At 52.9% G+C, this 16,900-nt stretch carries 16 protein-coding genes; 15 read left to right on the forward strand and 1 reads right to left on the reverse strand.

The genetic code is table 11. The annotated features are described in order from the left end of the window. Positions 1 to 4: 4 nt before the first annotated feature. The 11 genes from GOM71_RS19280 to GOM71_RS19330 all read left to right on the forward strand — a co-directional run bounded on the left by GOM71_RS19280 (position 5) and on the right by GOM71_RS19330 (position 12,101). Positions 5 to 1,465, forward strand: coding sequence for an O-antigen ligase family protein (locus GOM71_RS19280; protein ID WP_156283993.1), 1,461 nt, complete (start codon positions 5 to 7; stop codon positions 1,463 to 1,465). Next, on the forward strand, positions 1,434 to 2,783 hold the full coding sequence (locus GOM71_RS19285; RefSeq protein ID WP_173275821.1) for an oligosaccharide flippase family protein: 1,350 nt from the start codon (positions 1,434 to 1,436) through the stop codon (positions 2,781 to 2,783). Before GOM71_RS19280 ends, GOM71_RS19285 begins: the two co-directional genes overlap by 32 nt. A 27-nt stretch (positions 2,784 to 2,810) precedes the next feature. Beyond that, on the forward strand, positions 2,811 to 4,004 hold the full coding sequence (locus GOM71_RS19290; protein WP_156283997.1) for a glycosyltransferase family 4 protein: 1,194 nt from the start codon (positions 2,811 to 2,813) through the stop codon (positions 4,002 to 4,004). A 36-nt stretch (positions 4,005 to 4,040) separates the two neighbouring features. Next, positions 4,041 to 4,910, forward strand: coding sequence for a glycosyltransferase family 2 protein (locus GOM71_RS19295; protein ID WP_156283999.1), 870 nt, complete (start codon positions 4,041 to 4,043; stop codon positions 4,908 to 4,910). Positions 4,911 to 4,945: 35 nt separating this feature from the next. Next, positions 4,946 to 6,145: a glycosyltransferase family 4 protein gene (locus tag GOM71_RS19300; protein ID WP_156284001.1), complete on the forward strand. Its 1,200-nt coding sequence runs from the start codon at positions 4,946 to 4,948 to the stop codon at positions 6,143 to 6,145. Next, positions 6,142 to 7,260: a glycosyltransferase gene (locus tag GOM71_RS19305; RefSeq protein ID WP_156284003.1), complete on the forward strand. Its 1,119-nt coding sequence runs from the start codon at positions 6,142 to 6,144 to the stop codon at positions 7,258 to 7,260. Before GOM71_RS19300 ends, GOM71_RS19305 begins: the two co-directional genes overlap by 4 nt. 72 nt (positions 7,261 to 7,332) lie before the next feature. Then, complete coding sequence (locus tag GOM71_RS19310) at positions 7,333 to 8,280, forward strand: hypothetical protein (protein WP_156284005.1); 948 nt, start codon at positions 7,333 to 7,335, stop codon at positions 8,278 to 8,280. After that, the gene (locus GOM71_RS19315) at positions 8,277 to 8,567 is read left to right on the forward strand and encodes a lasso peptide biosynthesis PqqD family chaperone (RefSeq protein WP_156284007.1); all 291 of its coding nucleotides are present in this window, start codon (positions 8,277 to 8,279) and stop codon (positions 8,565 to 8,567) included. Before GOM71_RS19310 ends, GOM71_RS19315 begins: the two co-directional genes overlap by 4 nt. Beyond that, positions 8,557 to 9,075: a lasso peptide biosynthesis B2 protein gene (locus tag GOM71_RS19320; RefSeq protein ID WP_156284008.1), complete on the forward strand. Its 519-nt coding sequence runs from the start codon at positions 8,557 to 8,559 to the stop codon at positions 9,073 to 9,075. The genes GOM71_RS19315 and GOM71_RS19320 overlap by 11 nt, the downstream gene beginning before the upstream one ends. Next, the gene (locus GOM71_RS19325; protein WP_156284009.1) at positions 9,072 to 10,256 is read left to right on the forward strand and encodes a nucleotidyltransferase domain-containing protein; all 1,185 of its coding nucleotides are present in this window, start codon (positions 9,072 to 9,074) and stop codon (positions 10,254 to 10,256) included. The genes GOM71_RS19320 and GOM71_RS19325 overlap by 4 nt, the downstream gene beginning before the upstream one ends. A gap of 15 nt (positions 10,257 to 10,271) precedes the next feature. Further along, positions 10,272 to 12,101 carry an ABC transporter ATP-binding protein gene (locus GOM71_RS19330; RefSeq protein ID WP_156284010.1) on the forward strand — a complete coding sequence of 610 codons (1,830 nt, stop codon included), beginning with the start codon at positions 10,272 to 10,274 and terminating at the stop codon, positions 12,099 to 12,101. A 147-nt stretch (positions 12,102 to 12,248) separates the two neighbouring features. Here GOM71_RS19330 and GOM71_RS19335 read toward each other — a convergent pair whose 3' ends face one another. Continuing rightward, entirely contained in the window at positions 12,249 to 12,389 is a 141-nt protein-coding gene (locus GOM71_RS19335) for a paeninodin family lasso peptide (RefSeq protein WP_156284011.1), read from the reverse strand. Between the two features lie 271 nt (positions 12,390 to 12,660). Between GOM71_RS19335 and GOM71_RS19340 the strand changes: the two genes are divergently transcribed. From GOM71_RS19340 to GOM71_RS19355, 4 genes are read left to right on the forward strand one after another with little or no spacing between them, the layout of a single operon-like run. After that, entirely contained in the window at positions 12,661 to 13,848 is a 1,188-nt protein-coding gene (locus GOM71_RS19340) for a P-loop NTPase family protein (protein ID WP_156284013.1), read from the forward strand. Continuing rightward, positions 13,835 to 15,091 (forward strand): TadA family conjugal transfer-associated ATPase, encoded by a 1,257-nt coding sequence (locus tag GOM71_RS19345; RefSeq protein ID WP_253944929.1) that lies wholly within the window; start codon positions 13,835 to 13,837, stop codon positions 15,089 to 15,091. The genes GOM71_RS19340 and GOM71_RS19345 overlap by 14 nt, the downstream gene beginning before the upstream one ends. Beyond that, entirely contained in the window at positions 15,088 to 15,969 is an 882-nt protein-coding gene (locus GOM71_RS19350; RefSeq protein WP_156284015.1) for a type II secretion system F family protein, read from the forward strand. The genes GOM71_RS19345 and GOM71_RS19350 overlap by 4 nt, the downstream gene beginning before the upstream one ends. A 27-nt stretch (positions 15,970 to 15,996) precedes the next feature. Then, positions 15,997 to 16,872, forward strand: coding sequence for a type II secretion system F family protein (locus tag GOM71_RS19355; RefSeq protein WP_156284017.1), 876 nt, complete (start codon positions 15,997 to 15,999; stop codon positions 16,870 to 16,872). The last annotated feature ends 28 nt before the right edge of the window (positions 16,873 to 16,900 follow it).

Below are 16,900 nucleotides of genomic sequence, written 5' to 3' on the forward strand. Positions count from 1 at the left end.
CACTTTGCATGCTTTAAGATACATATTGTATCGAGACAGGCTGATTCCGTTCATTGCGGCAATTGCCTGTATACTCCTATCCATCGCTTTAGGCTTCCAATCGGCGAAAGAGGATCAGCTTCAAATGCTGATTCAGCTTGCCTTCGTATTGTTCGCGAGCATGACTGCGCTGTTCATCTATGTAAGCAAGCCGGAGGCGCTGCTTCCTTATTGTTTGTTCGGCTGGGCGTTTTTTCCTGAAGCGAGGCGCGTAATCGACTGGAGCTTTATGCAATTCAGCGATTTTCCGCTGCTGGCGATGGCGCCGCTGCTCGTTAATTTGACCTTGCTTATCCCCGTTGTGCGCGGCTTTCACCGGAGCAGCAAAGCGATGAGGAAGACAGCTGTCGCTTTGGCGCTAATTATAGCGTACGGTTTAATTATTGGAACGCTCCACTATGGATCGGCTGCGTTCTATGAGGGTGTCAGTTATGTCGCGCCGCTGCTAATTGTGCTCTATGTGCATGTTTGCGGATTTGACGGCGCAGTGCGGGATAAGTGGTTGAAATCGGCGGCCTGCATCGGCTTGCTGGCGGCATTGTACGGCATCTATCAATATTTCTTTATCCCGCCATGGGATCAGTTCTGGATGATTCATTCCGGCATGACCTCTATCGGCCATCCGTCGCCGCTGCAGGTGAGAGTATTCTCCACGTTGAATTCGCCGGGCCCGGCGGCAGTCTTCTTAACCATGATCCTTGGCTTTATGATCGTGCAGAGAAGATGGCGGGCGTTTGGCGCGATCGGAACGGCAGCCGTATTTTTTGCTTTGCTGATTACGCTGGTCCGGAGCGCGTGGCTCGGGTTGCTTGTCATGCTGTTTGCTTATTTCCTAAAAGCCAAGGCGGTCAATAAATTGAAGCTGCTGTCGATTCTCGCGGCAGGCGTGCTCATTTACATGTTTGTGCTGCCTAACATTACGGGCGCCTCGACTATTATGAACCGTATGGAGACGTTGACCTCGCTTGACGAAGATGTCTCTTACAATGCAAGGCTGTCATTCGCCTCCTCTATAAGCGAGGTTATTTTGGCCGATCCGATCGGCAGAGGTCTCGGGGCGTCGGGTTTAGGCACAAAATTGTATGCAAACAGCAAGTTTGAATCGTTTGATAACGGCTATTTGAATTTGTTTTTTTCGTTTGGCGTCATTGGCGGAGGGGGCTTTATTGCGGTCCTTGCATCTCTGTTGATCAAGCTTTGGAAGCAAAAGAACAGCAATGATTATGTTCATTTGGCGATTGCCGGCATTATGGCGCTATTATGTTTGATGATGAGCGTGAATGTTCTGACGGGAGTTAGCGGCGCTATTCTGTGGTTTGTCGTTTCGATCGGATTTTTCCAAGAGCGTTCCTCGAATGCTGCGGAAATCGAAGCAAGAAAGGAGGCGAACGCTTATGGCCGTAATGCAAATCATTCGAAGGAATGACAGTTTAGGTCATATCGCGCGTATTTTTGCTTCCAATGTATTTATTTTGGTCTTAAGCACATTGACGGGCATTATGATCGCCAGATTTCTGGGCCCTGTCGGACGCGGCGAGCAAGCGGTCATGATTATGTGGCCGCAAGTGCTTTCTTGTTTAGTCACGCTGGGGCTTCCTTCATCGGTCATTTATTGCATCAAAAAAAACGAAAGCGATCAAGCGTCGCTCTATTTTTCAGCGATCGCGATCGGCGCTGTAATTGGCAGCCTTGCTGTAGTCGCCGGATTGTTCGTCATACCTTCTCGAATGGAAGAGTATTCGCCGGCAGTCATCGAGTTTGCAAAATGGGCGCTCATCGTCACCCCCTTTAGCTTGCTGGGCTTAGTGAACAATGCGGCATTGCAAGCAAGAGATGAATTTACGCTGTTCAACACGGTCCGTTATGTGCCCAATATTATGACGCTCCTGTTTCTGTCGATTCTGGTGTTTACGAATCATGTGAATCCGTTCCTGACATCCCTCGCATACTTGACTCCGCAAATTCCCGTTACCTTGTGGCTTATTGTTCGCATGAGCGTCATTTACAGAGCCAACTGGAAAGTGAATGCGCAATCGATTCGGACGCTGGCAGGTTACGGGGTCCGTTCCTACGGCACCGATCTGGCGGGCACGATGTCCTATTACATCGACCAAATTATTGTCGTCAGCCTGCTGATGCCTCAAAGTCTCGGACTCTATGTCGTCGCCCTAAGCTTGTCCAAAATATTAAATACGGTACAGGTATCCGTCGTTTCCGTCTTTTTCCCTGAGGCTTCGCGGTTGGAGAAGCAAAGCGCAATCGAGTATACGCTAAAGGTGTTTCGGCTTACGTCGATCATTACGCTGGCTTTGGCGCTGCTTGCGCTTCTGCTCTCGCCTTATGCGCTGCCGCTGCTTTACGGAGCATCGTTTGCCAAAGCGGTCCCCGTGCTGGAAATATTGCTGCTCCAGGTCGTCATTGCAAGCGGGGCGGACACGCTTTCGCAGGGCTACATGGCGATTGGCAAACCGGGAAGAATTACGCTGCTGCAGTTTGGAACGCTGGCTGCGAATGCGGCCTTGCTGCTTCTGCTCGTGCCGCTCATGGAGATAGAAGGCGCGGCGATCTCATTGCTGCTCTCCACAGTACTTAAGCTTGCGGCGTTAATCTGGATGTACAAACGCGAGCATTCCATCGGGTTTAACCGATATATACCTTCCAAAAGCGAGGTGAGCGGGCTGTGGAAGAAAGCAATCCGGTCGAGAACGACCAAAGAGCATGAGCGTTATGCAGAAGCGGATTAGCCATTTTCGGATAGGAGAGAGCAACGGATGAGGATACTGTCGACGGGGCTTGGCTGGAATGAATTTAAGCCAGGCGGATTGAATCGCTATTTTGTAGATTACATTTCAGCGTTGAAAGAAACGGGCCACTCCGAACAGGGTATCGTCATTGCCGAACGCGACGAAGCGCTCGATACGGATTTAAACATTGTCAATGTCGCGGGCAATGAGCTGCATTCTTACGCGCGGATGAGAAGGGTGCGGGAGCAGACGCTGCAATCCGTGGAAGCCTTTCGCCCGGACGTATTCAATCCCCATTTCGCCATGTATGCCGCATTGGTATCCAGACGCGCGTTGCCGGAACATGTGCCGATCGTGACACATTTTCACGGGCCTTGGGCGAGCGAATCCAAGATGGAGGACGGCGGCAAGACGGCCGTTGTTCGCGAGGCGCGGTATCAGATGAAAAAGCAGCTTGAGAAGATGACTTATCGGAAATCGGACAGCTTTATCGTGCTGAGCGAGTATGCCCGCGATCTGTTGGCGGAGCAATACGGCATCGACGAACGCAAGGTCAACATTATTCCGGGCGCAGTCGAGCACCAGCGGTTTGTTCCGCATCCCGATCGCGCTGCATTGCGATTGCGTCTTGGCATACCGGGCAATGAGAAGCTGCTGTTCTGCGCGCGGCGCATCGTGAGGCGAATGGGGATAGACATCTTGATCGAAGCGATGCAGACGGTTGTCAGGCAAGAGCCGAATACGCGGCTGCTCATTGCCGGAGATGGACCGATGCGCCAATCGTACGAAGCTCTAATCTCGGAATATGGATTGAAAGGCAAAGTTGAATTTCTCGGCAGAGTGTCCAATGACGAGCTGGTGGAATGGTATCAGGCGGCCGACCTTTCGCTAGTGCCGACGATTACGCTCGAAGGCTTTGGCCTTGTCACGGTTGAATCGCTGGCTTGCGGTACGCCGGTGCTGGGGACGCCGTTTGGCGGAACGCGAGAAATTTTAAGCAAACTATCGAACGATTTGCTCTTCCGGGACGGCAGGGCGCAATCGATGAGCGACTCGATTATTGCCGCATGCAGGGGCGAATTGGCCGTTCCAACGAGGGATGCTTGCCGGGAGCATGTGCTGCAGCATTATACATGGGAATGCGCTGCGAAGGCGATTGTTGAAGTTTTCGAGCAAGAGCGGGAAAAAAGAAGATTGCAGAGCGCGAAGAGCAGAGGGTAAAGAGCAAATCTCCAAAAATGCCGAGGAGGACTTTTGATGATGATCCAATTAAGCGTATGCATGTGCACGAGAAACCGGCCTGATTACTTGCGCAGGCTGCTGGAATCCATTCAGGCGCAGACGATTCCGGCGATGGAACTAATCGTATCTGATGACAGCACCGATACCCGTACGAAGGAAATGCTGCAGCAGCATTTTCCCGATGTGGTCTATACGGAAGGACCGCGCAGAGGCGTAGGCGCCAACCGCAATCATGCATTGCAATTTGCTTCAGGCACGCATTTGCTGTTCCCTGACGACGATTCGGAGCTGTGCAGCGATTTTATCGAGTTGGCGAATACGCTTCTCGGGAATCTGGAGCCTGCAGCGAGGGATAAAACGATCGTCTCCGGCATCGTCTACGAGCATGGCGTCGACCAGATCTATCCGAAGGATCAATCGTTTCTGGGCTATCAGACCATATCGTATGACCGGTCGGAGCGACTCAATACGTTTGTGCTGGGCAGCACGATTTTTCCGATGGAGGTGTTCGACAAGCTCCGGTTCGACGAGCAGCTTGTTTATGGCTACGAGGAAGTCGATTTTTCCAGCCGCGCAGCGAGAAACGGCTATAACATCGTTCTGAACGATCATGTATATATGAATCATTACAGCTCGCCTGCCAATCGGGACTATTATAAGCCGGTCATCGAAGCGTCGAGATTTTACGTCACCTTCAAGAGATATGCTTACACCGATAAGCAGCTTTTGAAAGGATATGCGTTTTACATGCTGGCGAGCGTTCATATGATGCTGAGCGATTTGAAGAACAAAGGCATACACGGCTTGAAAGATGCGCTTCGCACGGTAAAGCTGTCGCAAACCTATATTCGAAATTATCGAAACTCAAGGGCGGCTGAGCTGTAAAAGGGGACTCGGATATTCAATGGGGAGGCTAAGAGATGAAGGTCGTGCTCTACAACCATACGAGCAGCGTCAGCGGGGCGGAGATCAATCTGCTGGTGACTGCGGCGCAAATGGCCCACGTCCATCTCGTTCTTTATGCGCCGGAAGGCGAATTGCTGGAGCGGGCAAGAGCGCAAGGCTTGGAAACTGTCGTTCTAAGCGGGTTCAGCGCGAGATTGAGCCGCAACCCGTTAAAGCTGGCTGCAGGCATTGGAGGCATGCTTCGCGCGGGCTGGCGTTTCGCATCGGCGGTCCGGGGCAGCGGAGCCGACGTGATTCACGCCAACTCGATGCGGGCCGGCATGATGGCGTCGATGTTTCGCTGGAGGCACCGTATTCCTGCCGTTTGGCATTTGCACGATATGCCTCCCAAAGGGATTATTGGATCGCTAATCAAGCTGTTTGCAGGTTTGTCCGCTCGTTCCCTTATAGCGATATCCCGTTCCGTATCGGACGGCATGCGCACGAAAGGTTTGTCCGACCGGATCCATCTCGTGCATAACGGCACGGAACCGTCCGTTTTTCGCGAGGAGGATAGAGAATGGGCGAGAAAGGCGCTGCGTACAGAGCTGCAAACGCCGCTCGACAGCCGGGTGCTGCTCATCATCGGCCAGATTACGCCTTGGAAGCGGCAGGAAGATGCGATCAAAGCTGCGAGCGCGCTTGCCAAGGAAGGGCAAAATGTTTATTTGTGGATCGTTGGCGAACCTAAATTCAGAACGGAGAACGAGCAGTACCTGCAACAGCTGAAGCAGCTTGCCGCCGAGCTTGGCACGGAAGAGCGAATACGGTTCACCGGCTTCAGAGACGATGTTGCCGAGCTGTGCTGCGCAGCTGACGTGCTGCTTCTGTGCTCCGCTAACGAGCCGTTTGGCCGTGTCGTGATCGAGGCGATGGCGGAGAGGACGCCGGTTATTGCGACGGGCGGAGGCGGCATTCCCGATATTATTGAACACGGATTGACCGGTTTGCTCTATGAAACGGGAGATATTGATTCACTGGTTCGGCATGCAAGAGAATTGCTGGACAATGAGCGTTATCGGATTGCTTTGGGAGAAAGAGGACAGCAGCGGATTGCCGATTGCTTCTCGATCGGACAGACAGTGAGACTTATGGAGCAAGTTTACGAAGCAGCCGCGCATAAAGACGGGAAGCCGGCGGCGCAGCAGACGGCTGTGAGGGGGATCGCGGAATGAGTCAAGCAAGAGTGGCGATCGTTCACGATTATTTGAATCAAATGGGCGGGGCCGAACGGGTTGTCGGCGTACTGCACCGCATGTTTCCGGAAGCGCCGATTTATACGACGATCGCCGATCGGAACAAGCTGCTGCCCGAGCTTCGAGAGGCGGCTATCCATACGACTTGGATGCAGCGAATTCCTCGTATCAAGCGGTTTTTCAAGCTGTTTTTCTGGCTGTACCCGTTCGCTGTGCGATCTATCGATTTGCGGGAGTATGACATTGTGATCAGCTCCAGCAGCGCCTATGCAAAAGGCGTCCGGATTTCGCGGGACGGCGTTCATATTTGTTACTGTCATGCGCCAATGCGGTTTGCCTGGGATTTTGAAGGTTATATGGAGCAAGTATCGCTTCCAAAGCTGATCAAAACTTTTGCCAAGGCAATTGCGATGCCGCTGCGCGCCTGGGATAAAGCGAATTCAAAAAAAGCGGATCGGGTCATCGCCAATTCGACTGTCGTGAAGCAAAGAATTAAGCAGTATTACGGCTTGGACGCGCCTGTCGTTTATCCGCCGGTTGAATTGAAACGGTTCGCGGTATGCGAGGAGCATCCCGAGCCCTATTATCTCATCGTATCGAGGCTTGTCTCGTATAAACGGATTGATCTGGCTGTTGAAGCGTGCACGCGGCTGAACAAACGATTGGTTATCGTTGGCGACGGCGATGACAGAGCCAGACTTGAGCGTTTGGCAGGGCCGACAGTCGAATTTCGGGGGCGGAGAAGCGACGAAGAGGTAGCAAGCTGCATGGGGCGTTGCCAGGCGCTGCTCTTTCCGGGACTTGAGGATTTCGGCATTACGCCGCTGGAGGCTAACGCCTGCGGGCGTCCGGTTATTGCCTTTCGCGGAGGCGGTGCGCTCGATACAATCGTTTCCGGCTTGAACGGTTTGTTTTTTAACGAGCAAACGGTCGAGTCGCTGGCTGAAGCGATCGAGGAAGGCGAGCGCTGGACTTGGGAACCGCAGGCTATTCGGAAGCATGCCGAGAAATTCAATGAGCGCATTTTTGCCGAACGGCTGCTGGACTGTATTCATTTTACGATTAAGGAGAAAGAGCTGGAAATGGAGAAATAATTGTGATACAAAATGTTGAATTTTCGGATGATTATTGCTACAATTAGTATCATTAATAGGAGGGTGAGCGAAATGAGTATGTCTTTGGAAACAGCGCGTTATGCCTATAAAGCTTACGGCTTGCGGATCTCCAGCGAACTCGAACTGCCTGAACTGGTGGCTGATGATTTCCCGGAAGGCGACGCTGACGTCGTGTTCGAGCTTGCTGATTTAACGGATACAATCAGTCAATTCGAGCTGAACAACTATTATTTTTACTACAAAGACGATTATGTGCTGCTCGTTATTGAAGGCATTGCCAGCTACGTGATGCAGGCGGGACATACGATCAAAATAATGCCCGATCCCGCTGCCGATCCGCGAGATTACCGCATTTATTTGCTTGGCGCATGCGCCGCCGTATTAATGTTCCAGCGTAAAATCGTGCCGCTCCATTGCAGCACCGTCGTTATCGACGGACTGGCCTATTCGTTCATGGGCGAATGCGGCGCTGGAAAGTCCACGCTGTCAACCGCGCTCGTAAGAGCGGGCTGCACGCTTATCAGCGATGATATTACGGCCATTACGATTCCGCAAGGCGGGAATGGTCCAATCGCCCATCCTTCCTTTCCAAGGCAGAAGCTCTGGAAGCAGAGCATGGATTTCTTCCGAATGAATACGAGCGATTACAGCCAAATCATGACCAATTATGACAAGTATGAAATCGGCGCAAGCGAGCATTTTCACAAAAGCGCAGTGCCGCTGGGAGGCATATTCGAGCTGGCAGCCGACGATATTGCCGAAGTGTCGCTAAAACCGCTTTCTCATCTGGAAGGCATTCATCTTTTTCAGAAACATACATACAGCAACTCCTTTGTCGTCAGTCTTGGATTGAAGCAATGGCATTTCTCGATTGCAGCGCAAATGGCGCATGCGCTTCCGTTCTATCAGCTTCGCCGTCCGAAGGAGGGCTTCTCGGCGCCGCAATTGGTTGAACGTATTTTTGATACCGTCAAAAAAGGGGAGAGTGTTCAAATATGAGTCAAAGCAACGTATCGATTCAGCTGCCTGTCGTGCAAGCGAACGGCTATTTGGTTAGCGACATGGGCGGAGATAAAGTGATGATGAGCATCGAAAAGGGAATGTACTTTAATTTGGGACATTCGGGCGGCCGGATATGGGAATTGCTTGAGTCGCCGAGAACGGTTTCCGAAATCGTCTGGCAATTGACGGCTGAATATGACATTGCAGAGTCCGAATGCGAGCGGCAGGTAGCTGCATTTCTATCGCAATTGGCGGAGCAAGGCTTGATCAAAAATGCCGGGTAGCCATGCGGCCGCGAGGCTGGGTCAATGGCTGCGTGCGGATCGCCGGTTCAAGCTTCTGCTGATCGAATCCTGGTTTTATCTCGCCTGGGCCAGATGGCTTAAAGCTTTGCCGTTCAAGAAAGTAGCGCCGAGGCTTGGCGACACTGCGCGCGAAACGGCCCGAGCGGCAGAGTGCGATAAAGATACAGCGGCGCTGATTGGCGATATCGCGAAATCCGTTCGAATTATGAGCCGGTATACGATGTGGGAAAGCAAATGTCTCGTAAAAGCGATTGCGTGCATGAAAATGCTGCAAAAGCGAGGCATCGAAAGCACGCTCTACCTTGGCACGGCAAAAGACGAGCAAGGTAAAATGACCGCTCATGCTTGGCTGCGGTCCGGGGACGCCTATCTGACCGGCGAGGAAATTATGGACCGTTATGCGGTTGTTGCTGTTATCGGCAATTTCGCCAGACGGCGAAAGCCGATTACGCTTCGGGAAAAAGGAGCAAGGGGAGAAAGAGGATGAGCGTCATGCCTTTGTTGGATTTGAGCGCAGTGTCCAAGGAGCTGTCCTTTATGCTGGAACTGCTGCGGAATGAGGGAGAACTGTCCGAAGAGAAAGCGATGCGCGAGGCGGATGGCTTGGATTGGGAGCAGTTTCTCGCCTTCAAGCGATATCATCATACGTATCCAATTATGTATCCGCGGCTGCTTCGGTGGAACAGCCATCGCCATTGGATACCGGCATTCGTACTGGCTGAGTTGAAAGCCGATTACTCGAGCAATACATTCGTCATGCTGCACTTGGCGGGTGAAATGAATCGGGTCAGCAGCGCTTTGGCGGAGCGGGAAATAAAGGCGCTAACGCTAAAGGGGCCGGTTCTCGCTTCTTTATTGTACGGCGAGCTGTCGGGAAGGACCTCGGGCGATCTGGATGTGCTTGTTCCGAAGGATTCCGTTGCCGCTGCCGAGGCAGCGCTCCTTGCGATCGGATACAGGCGCAATGCCGCACAGGACGAAGTGCTCGGCAACAAAGAACGCAAGACGCATCATCTGTCGTTTGTGAACGATCATAAAGGGATTGAGGTTGAGCTTCACTGGCGGCTTAATCCGGATACGATTAAAGAACCGGCTTTCGAGGAACTGTGGCAGCGGCGGCAAGGGTGCGCGCTCGGGCCGGACGCTTATACGCTTGGCAATGAGGATTTGCTCGTTTATCTCGTTTTGCATGGCGTCCGCCACGGCTGGTCCTGCTTGAGATGGCTGCTGGACATCGACCGGATGCTCGGCAAACAGCTCGATTGGGATGCGATTCTCCGGCTGTTCGCCCGCTATGAAGCCGTCCATCTTGGAGGGCAGGCCTTTCTTCTGGCGAACCAATTGCTTGGAACGAAGCTGCCTGACGCAGCAGCTGAGATGGCGAGCGGCAGCCGGCCGCGCCGATTGGCCCAGATGGCGCTCGCGTTCATCCGCGAGGAGGTTGTATTGTTTCCGAAGCCGGAACGGCAGGATGTTGCGATCTCTTTCAATCGTTATTTGCTTGCAACGATGCCGTTTCGGCAAAAACGGCTGTATGTGCTGAACAAGCTGTATCCGAGCTCATGGGACGCGCAGGTGCTGCCGCTGCCGAAATCGCTCCATTTTTTATATTTTCCGCTCCGGCCATTCCTTTGGTTCTGGCGTCAGGTCAAGCGGCAATCCATATAAGGGGGCTGCCGTCCGATGAAGGCAACGCTCATTTTGTTGAAAAAGCTGTATGCCGCAAACGGCAAAGCGCTATATGTCCATTTGCTGCTTATGCTGTTTATGAGCAGTATGGAAGGGATAGGCATATTTCTAATTATTCCGCTGCTAAGCATCATCGGCGCTTTCGACATGGATTTAGAGGCCGTGCCGCTTGTCTCCTCGGGCATGTCGGCGCTGGAGAATGCCGGTCTGGCGCTGAATTTGCCGCTTGTCCTCGGGCTCTATATATTTCTGGTTGGCGGTCAGGCGCTGCTGCAGCGGTATTCGACCGTATTGTCCGAGAATATATTGCAAAAGTATGTGAAGCGGCTTCGGATCGAAACGCATCGTTCATTAATGCGCGCGAAGTGGGAATTTTTTCTGAAAAGAAGAAACTCCGATTTCAATCAGCTGCTTTCGACGGAAATGAATCGGGTTATCAACGGCATGGACACGCTGCTGGCGCTTACAGCCTCAGTTGCCTTTACTGTCATTCAGATCGTTTTTGCCATGTGGCTCAGCTTTGAGCTGACAGCTGTCATTATTGCAAGCGGGCTGCTGCTCTCCCTTTTGTCGCGAAAATTTATTCGCAAGTCCGCGGAGCTTGGCTATGAATCGTCGCAGCTCTACAAAAGCTACTTTGCCGGCTTGAACGATCATTTCAACGGGATGAAGGACATAAAGAGCAATTCGCTGGAGGCGGCGCACATGCATTGGTTTGCGGCGCTTTGCGGCAAGATCGAAAGCAACTATATTCAAGCCTACCGGCTCTATGCCAATTCGAGTTTGCTGTACCGGCTTTCCTCCGTCGCGTTGATTGCGGCGTTCGTCTATTTGGCGCTGACTGTGTTGAAAGTTCCGGCGGAACAGCTGCTGCTGATCGTACTTATATTTACCCGTCTGTGGCCGCGTTTTCTCGGCATCCAGTCCAGCCTGGAAAGCATCGTATCGAAGCTGGCTGCGTTCGAAGCATTGACCGGGCTGCAAGAGGAGAGCGAAGCGGCTAGGGAAACAAGAGAGGACAAGCAAGAGCGATGGGATGCACCGGTTGCTTCTGTTTCTGCGTTCGCGCCGTTCGCGTTGCGCCAAGGAATTGCATGCCAGAACGTTACTTACTGCTACGACAAGGAGCGGAAAGTAAGCGCGTTAAAGCAAATCAATGCGTTTATCCCGGCAAATGAAATGACAGCGATTGTCGGAAAATCGGGCGCTGGAAAAAGCACGCTCGTCGATCTGTTGATGGGCTTGATCCAGCCGGATGAAGGCACTGTTCTTGCGGATGGAGAGCCTTTAACGGGCGAGCGCTTGAACGCTGTACGCAATGCGATCGGGTATGTCGCGCAGGAGCCATTTCTATTCCATGGCAGCGTAAGAGAAAATTTAAAGTTAGTCGTTCCGGATGCTACAGAGGAGGAAATGTGGGAAGCGCTCGCCTTTTCCGCTTCCGATGCGTTTGTCAGGCGGATGCCCGACGGGCTTGATACGATCATCGGCGACCGCGGGATCAGGCTCTCCGGCGGGGAACGCCAGCGAATCGTCCTAGCTCGGGCCATGCTGCGCAAGCCTTCGATTCTTGTTCTTGACGAGGCGACGAGCGCGCTTGACGGAGAGAATGAGCTGATTATTCAACAGGCGTTAGAAGAACTGAAAGGGAAAATAACGATGATTGTCATTGCGCATCGCCTGTCAACGATTCGGAATGCCGATCACGTGCTCGTAATGGAAAATGGAACGCTTATTCAGCAGGGAGGGTACCAGCAATTGTCCGCCGACGCGAGAGGCGGGTTTCATAAGCTGCTGCAATTGCAGTTACATTCTGGAGCGTGAAGTTGACTGAGGCTTATGGAGTCTGCTAGGAGGCGAAGGGCGCTTCCGAAGCAGGCTTTTTAGCTTTTGTCGGCCTATGAAAGCGCCCCGCTTCCAAGTAGGAAGCGGGGCATTGTATCGGTTATGCAGTTGCTCGATTATGAAGGACTAGGAAGGTCTTTTCGTTGGTACTGGGCCGCTTGGCGGTTTTTGCGTAGGTCTTGGGCCGCCGTATCTTTCTTCTTCGCCGTCGAACGTGAACTTCACATCCAACGTTTCCAGAGCTGGAGCTTGCCATACTTTTTTCATTCAAGTCACCTCCCTTAATAGTTCAAGCGTCTCTTATGTAAGAGATTCTTTACAAGTTTGATTATAGCATAATTGATACAATTTGTATCTAAAAATTTGCTGCAAAATGAAATTTTTTTTCAGGGAAAAATCAGTTTGGGGCAACAATGTTTTTCGAAGGACGGTTGACGAAACGATAGGCATATGGTAGATTTTAGTCAATCTTATCGGACGAATACGGAAGCACCGTAGAAGGCCGCAGGTAACTGCGCCTTTTGCGGTGCTTTTTTGCGTGTTCGTCCGTTTTGTTGAAGAGAAGGGAGCGAGCGGAATGAAGCTGCAGCTGGCGGTAGCGATGAAGGAGCAGGAATATGCAAGGAGGCTTGCGGACTACGTGCGCGCAAGTCCGTTTGGAAACAAGTGGCAGCTGACCGCGTTCACGAATCCGGAGGCGTTTGTACATTTTTTAAAAGGGGGGTATCCGCTGGATCTCATTGCGGCGCAGCCGGAGATGCTGGAGGCTGCCGGGAGCTCGCTGCCTCCCTTGCCGATCGCGGCGCTCATCGGAGGGAATGGGACGGCGCAAACCTCGACTTATACTGAATTGCAGCAATACCAACCGCTGCCGGAGCTGCTTGCCGGCTTGTCGTCGATCTATGCCGCGTACGGCAAAATTGCGAGCCCGATTCAAGGCGAGAACGGCGCCTCGGTTATTACGGTTTATTCGGCATCCGGCGGCGTGGGGAAAACGTCGCTGTCGCTCCAATTGTTGAATGCGGCGGCGAGCAACGGCTATCGCGGATTTTATTTAAATTTGGAGCGATGGAATGCGATGGACGTTTGGCTGGAGGAGCATCCCGGATCTCAGGAAGGCGAGGGGCTTTCCCAGTTGCTGTATTTGCTGAAGACTCAGCCGGACCGCGCCGGCAGCTGGCTGCAGCTTCATCGCAAACGTCATCGATCCTTTAAGGGCGATTATTTGCTCCCTTTCTCGAATCTAGAGGATCGGATGTCGCTGCAAGCAGGCGATGCGGAGTCGATCGTCAAAGCGATCGCTTCGTCGGGACAGTACGATTTAATCATTGTTGATTTGGACGAAGCGATGGATGAGCTGCATCTTGCTCTCTACGAACGAAGCGATCAGGTTGTATGGCTGTTGACGGACGATCCTTCCGTTAAGCGCAAAAGCGAGCTTGCGTATTTGTATGGCGGCCAGCGATGGGAAAGTCGATTTCGCGCTGCCGAACGAAGATTTCAATTCGTCGTCAATAAACGTTCTGGTTCTGACGGAGAACGGCAGCCGCAGGCGCAGCGCGTAGGAGCCAGGCCGATTGCCGCTGCGCTCCCTGATGTAGCCGGCGCGGGCGGCGGAGCTTTTCCTTCATCCATTATTGCGCATCCGCAATATAAAGCGGCAGTTGAACGGTTGTTCCGGCAGCTGATGAAGGAAGGGGGAGACAAGCAGGTTGTTAACCGATGATACTGTGCTGTCGCTGCGAGAGCAAATTCGTTCCCAAATCGATTTCAGCGGCTCCGTTTCAGACGAACAGCTGATGCGCCTGGTTGAATCCAACGTCTTCGAATGGTGCCAAAGCCGTCCGTTGACGGCAACGGAGAAAGTAAGCCTCGTCAGAAGGCTGTTCCACTCCTTTCGAGGGCTCGATATTTTGCAGCCGCTTATGGACGATCCGGAGGTGACGGAAATTATGGTCAATCACCATACGGAAATATTTATCGAGCGAAACGGACGTATCGGCCGGCTGCCGGCAGCGTTTGAAAGCAAGGAGCGGCTGGAGGATTTGATCCAGGCTATCGTTGCCGGCGTTAATCGTGTCGTTAACGAATCGTCGCCAATTGTAGACGCCAGATTGAAAGACGGCTCCCGCGTTCATGTCGCGCTTCCTCCGGTGGCGCTGCGCGGACCGGCGATGACGATTCGCAAATTTCCGGATAGGCCGATGACGATGGAGACGCTAGTTGCTTGCGGAGCGATATCGGAGGAAGCGGCAACATTTTTACGATTGCTTACCGAAGCGCAGTACAACATTTTTATTAGCGGCGGTACGGGAACGGGAAAAACGACTTTTTTGAACGCTTTGTCTCAGTACATCGCTAATGACGAGCGAATAGTGACGATTGAGGATTCGGCTGAACTGCAAATCAGAAGCGTGCCGAATTTAGTATCGCTTGAGACGCGCAACGCTAATACCGAAGGCAAAGGAGAAATTACGATTCGCGATCTTATTCGCGCATCGCTTCGCATGCGTCCGAACCGGATCATTGTGGGCGAAGTCAGAGGCGGCGAAGCGCTGGACATGCTTCAGGCGATGAACACTGGACATAGCGGGTCGATGAGCACCGGGCATTCTAACGGGGCCCGTGACATGATGGCCCGTCTGGAGACGATGGCGCTGGGGGCGGCGGACATGCCGGTGCAGGTGATTCGCCAGCAAATCGCATCCGCGCTTGATATTGTCGTACATTTATCGCGATTTCGCGACCGTACGCGCCGGGTGACTGAAATCTGCGAGGTTGTCGGCGTCGAGAACGGTGAAATTACGGTGGCCCCGCTATTTGTTTTCAAGGAAGAGGGAGAGATCGACGGTTATGTAATCGGCAGCTTGAAAAGGACGGTTCATGCTTTGCGCCATTGTGACAAGCTGCGTATGGCGGGACGTCTCGATATGCTGCAGCCGATAGAGATTGGCGGTGCGGGCAGATGAAAGGAAACGCAGCGCGACGATCTCGCAAGAGCAGCAGCAACGGCGTTCGCCAACCTCAATCGGGGCGATTCGAAGCGCTGCTCCAATGGCTCGGCTGGCCGTCCGATGTTCGCGGTTCCGGCAATGAGTCGCCATCGCTTCCCCGCTATGACGACTTTAGGCTGAGCTATCAACAATTTATCGCTGCCGCATGTATCGGCTGCGCGATAGCTTTTCTCGCCGCCTACTTGGTCTATCATTCCTTCGTCCTTTCCATGCTGCTTGCGGTTACTGGATTGTGTGCGCCGAGGATGTATCGCGCGGCGCAGCTTCAACGCCGCAGGGACAGATTAAAGCTGCAATTCAAAGAGGCGTTGTATTCGCTCGCCTCGTCGCTCGCTGCCGGTCGTTCGGTCGAGAATGCATTCATCGCTGCCATCGAGGACTTAAAGCTGATGTATCCCGATCCTCGGACGGAGCTGCTGCAAGAATTTATAATCGTGCGGCACCGGCTTGACCATGCAGAACCGCTTGAGCATGCGCTAAGGCAGTTTGCGGAGCGGGCGAGGATTGACGATATTTCGGGATTCGCCGACGTGTTTGCTGCTTGCAAACGGTCTGGTGGCGATTTGGTGGAAGTGATGAAACGGTCGTCGCAAAGCATCGGCGAGAAGCTGGAGGTTGAGCAGGAAATCGCCGTGATGGTTGCGCAGAAACGATTTGAAGCCCGGATTATGATGGCTGTTCCTTTTGTCTTTTTAGCATTTTTAAGCTTTGCGGCGCCGGACTATATGGCGCCGCTATACAGCGGTGCGGGTTACTTGCTGCTGACAGCGGGACTGGCGGTGCTCTTGCTGTGCTTCTGGTTTATTCAAAAAATAATGAGCATTCAAGTTTAGGCCTTGAAGCTTTTAGGAGGAAATGCGTTGATTGCGGCTCTGTTATTGCTCATTATCGTTTGGGTTTGGCTTATCGGCAGACAGGGAATGCGGCAGCTCGCGGGCGTGAAAAGCAGGTCAAAGGGTAAAGCCCAATTTCGGCAGTATTGCTTGGAACTGTTTCTGGTCGATCCGTTTGTCCGACTGCTGAACAGAAGCGGCGTCTACGATCAGCTGCAGCTGCCGTTCAGCAGCTTTCATGCCAAACAAATCGTGCTTCGAGGACTGGAATGGCAGATGGAGCAATCGAAGCGGCTGATCGCGGCAGCTGCCGGATATGGCTATGCTGCGGTTGCAGGCTGCGCGCTCATGGCTTGCTTGTCGAGGGAACCGGCGCTTCTGGCGATAGGCTGCGTAATCGGAGGGATTTTGCTTTTTCGTCCGCTGTTAGAGGCCGGCAGAATGGTGGAAAGGCGAAAGCAGCTGATTATACTCGAGCTGCCGGAATTGCTGAGCAAGCTTATGCTGCTAGTCGGCGCGGGAGAGACGGTACAGCAAGCTTTCGCCCGATGCATGGAGGGCAAAGATCCGCACAGCCATCCTTTATACAATGAATGGAGCAAAGTCGTATACGCCCTTCGAATGGGAGATCCGTTCAGCGCGGCTGCGGAACGTTTCAATCGCAGCTGTTCGGTTCAGGAGGTATCCGTTTTTACGACGGTGCTGCTGCTCAACTATCGAAGGGGAGGCGAGCACTTTGTGCTCGCGCTGCGAGAGCTCTCTTATACGCTATGGGAAAAGCGGAAGGCTGTCGCCCGAACTCGCGGCGAGGAAGCTTCGTCCAAGCTGGTGTTTCCGCTGGTCGGCATTTTGCTTGTGCTCATGGTGTTTGTCGCCTCGCCGGCAATGCTGCTCATGAGTTAGTGGGATTGCTGTTTTACAACTCAAAACC

Source organism: Paenibacillus sp. NEAU-GSW1 (assembly GCF_009737085.1).
In the GTDB taxonomy this organism is placed as follows: Bacteria; Bacillota; Bacilli; order Paenibacillales; family Paenibacillaceae; genus Pristimantibacillus.

Bases quoted from the DNA above. Each gene is read 5' to 3' on its own strand.
- GOM71_RS19285 (WP_173275821.1), top strand. From the start codon at position 1,434: ATGGCCGTAATGCAAATCATTCGAAGGAATGACAGTTTAGGTCATATC.
- GOM71_RS19290 (WP_156283997.1), top strand. From the start codon at position 2,811: ATGAGGATACTGTCGACGGGGCTTGGCTGGAATGAATTTAAGCCAGGC.
- GOM71_RS19295 (WP_156283999.1), top strand. From the start codon at position 4,041: ATGATGATCCAATTAAGCGTATGCATGTGCACGAGAAACCGGCCTGAT.
- GOM71_RS19300 (WP_156284001.1), top strand. From the start codon at position 4,946: ATGAAGGTCGTGCTCTACAACCATACGAGCAGCGTCAGCGGGGCGGAG.
- GOM71_RS19305 (WP_156284003.1), top strand. From the start codon at position 6,142: ATGAGTCAAGCAAGAGTGGCGATCGTTCACGATTATTTGAATCAAATG.
- GOM71_RS19310 (WP_156284005.1), top strand. From the start codon at position 7,333: ATGAGTATGTCTTTGGAAACAGCGCGTTATGCCTATAAAGCTTACGGC.
- GOM71_RS19315 (WP_156284007.1), top strand. From the start codon at position 8,277: ATGAGTCAAAGCAACGTATCGATTCAGCTGCCTGTCGTGCAAGCGAAC.
- GOM71_RS19320 (WP_156284008.1), top strand. From the start codon at position 8,557: ATGCCGGGTAGCCATGCGGCCGCGAGGCTGGGTCAATGGCTGCGTGCG.
- GOM71_RS19325 (WP_156284009.1), top strand. From the start codon at position 9,072: ATGAGCGTCATGCCTTTGTTGGATTTGAGCGCAGTGTCCAAGGAGCTG.
- GOM71_RS19330 (WP_156284010.1), top strand. From the start codon at position 10,272: ATGAAGGCAACGCTCATTTTGTTGAAAAAGCTGTATGCCGCAAACGGC.
- GOM71_RS19335 (WP_156284011.1), bottom strand. From the start codon at position 12,389: ATGAAAAAAGTATGGCAAGCTCCAGCTCTGGAAACGTTGGATGTGAAG.
- GOM71_RS19350 (WP_156284015.1), top strand. From the start codon at position 15,088: ATGAAAGGAAACGCAGCGCGACGATCTCGCAAGAGCAGCAGCAACGGC.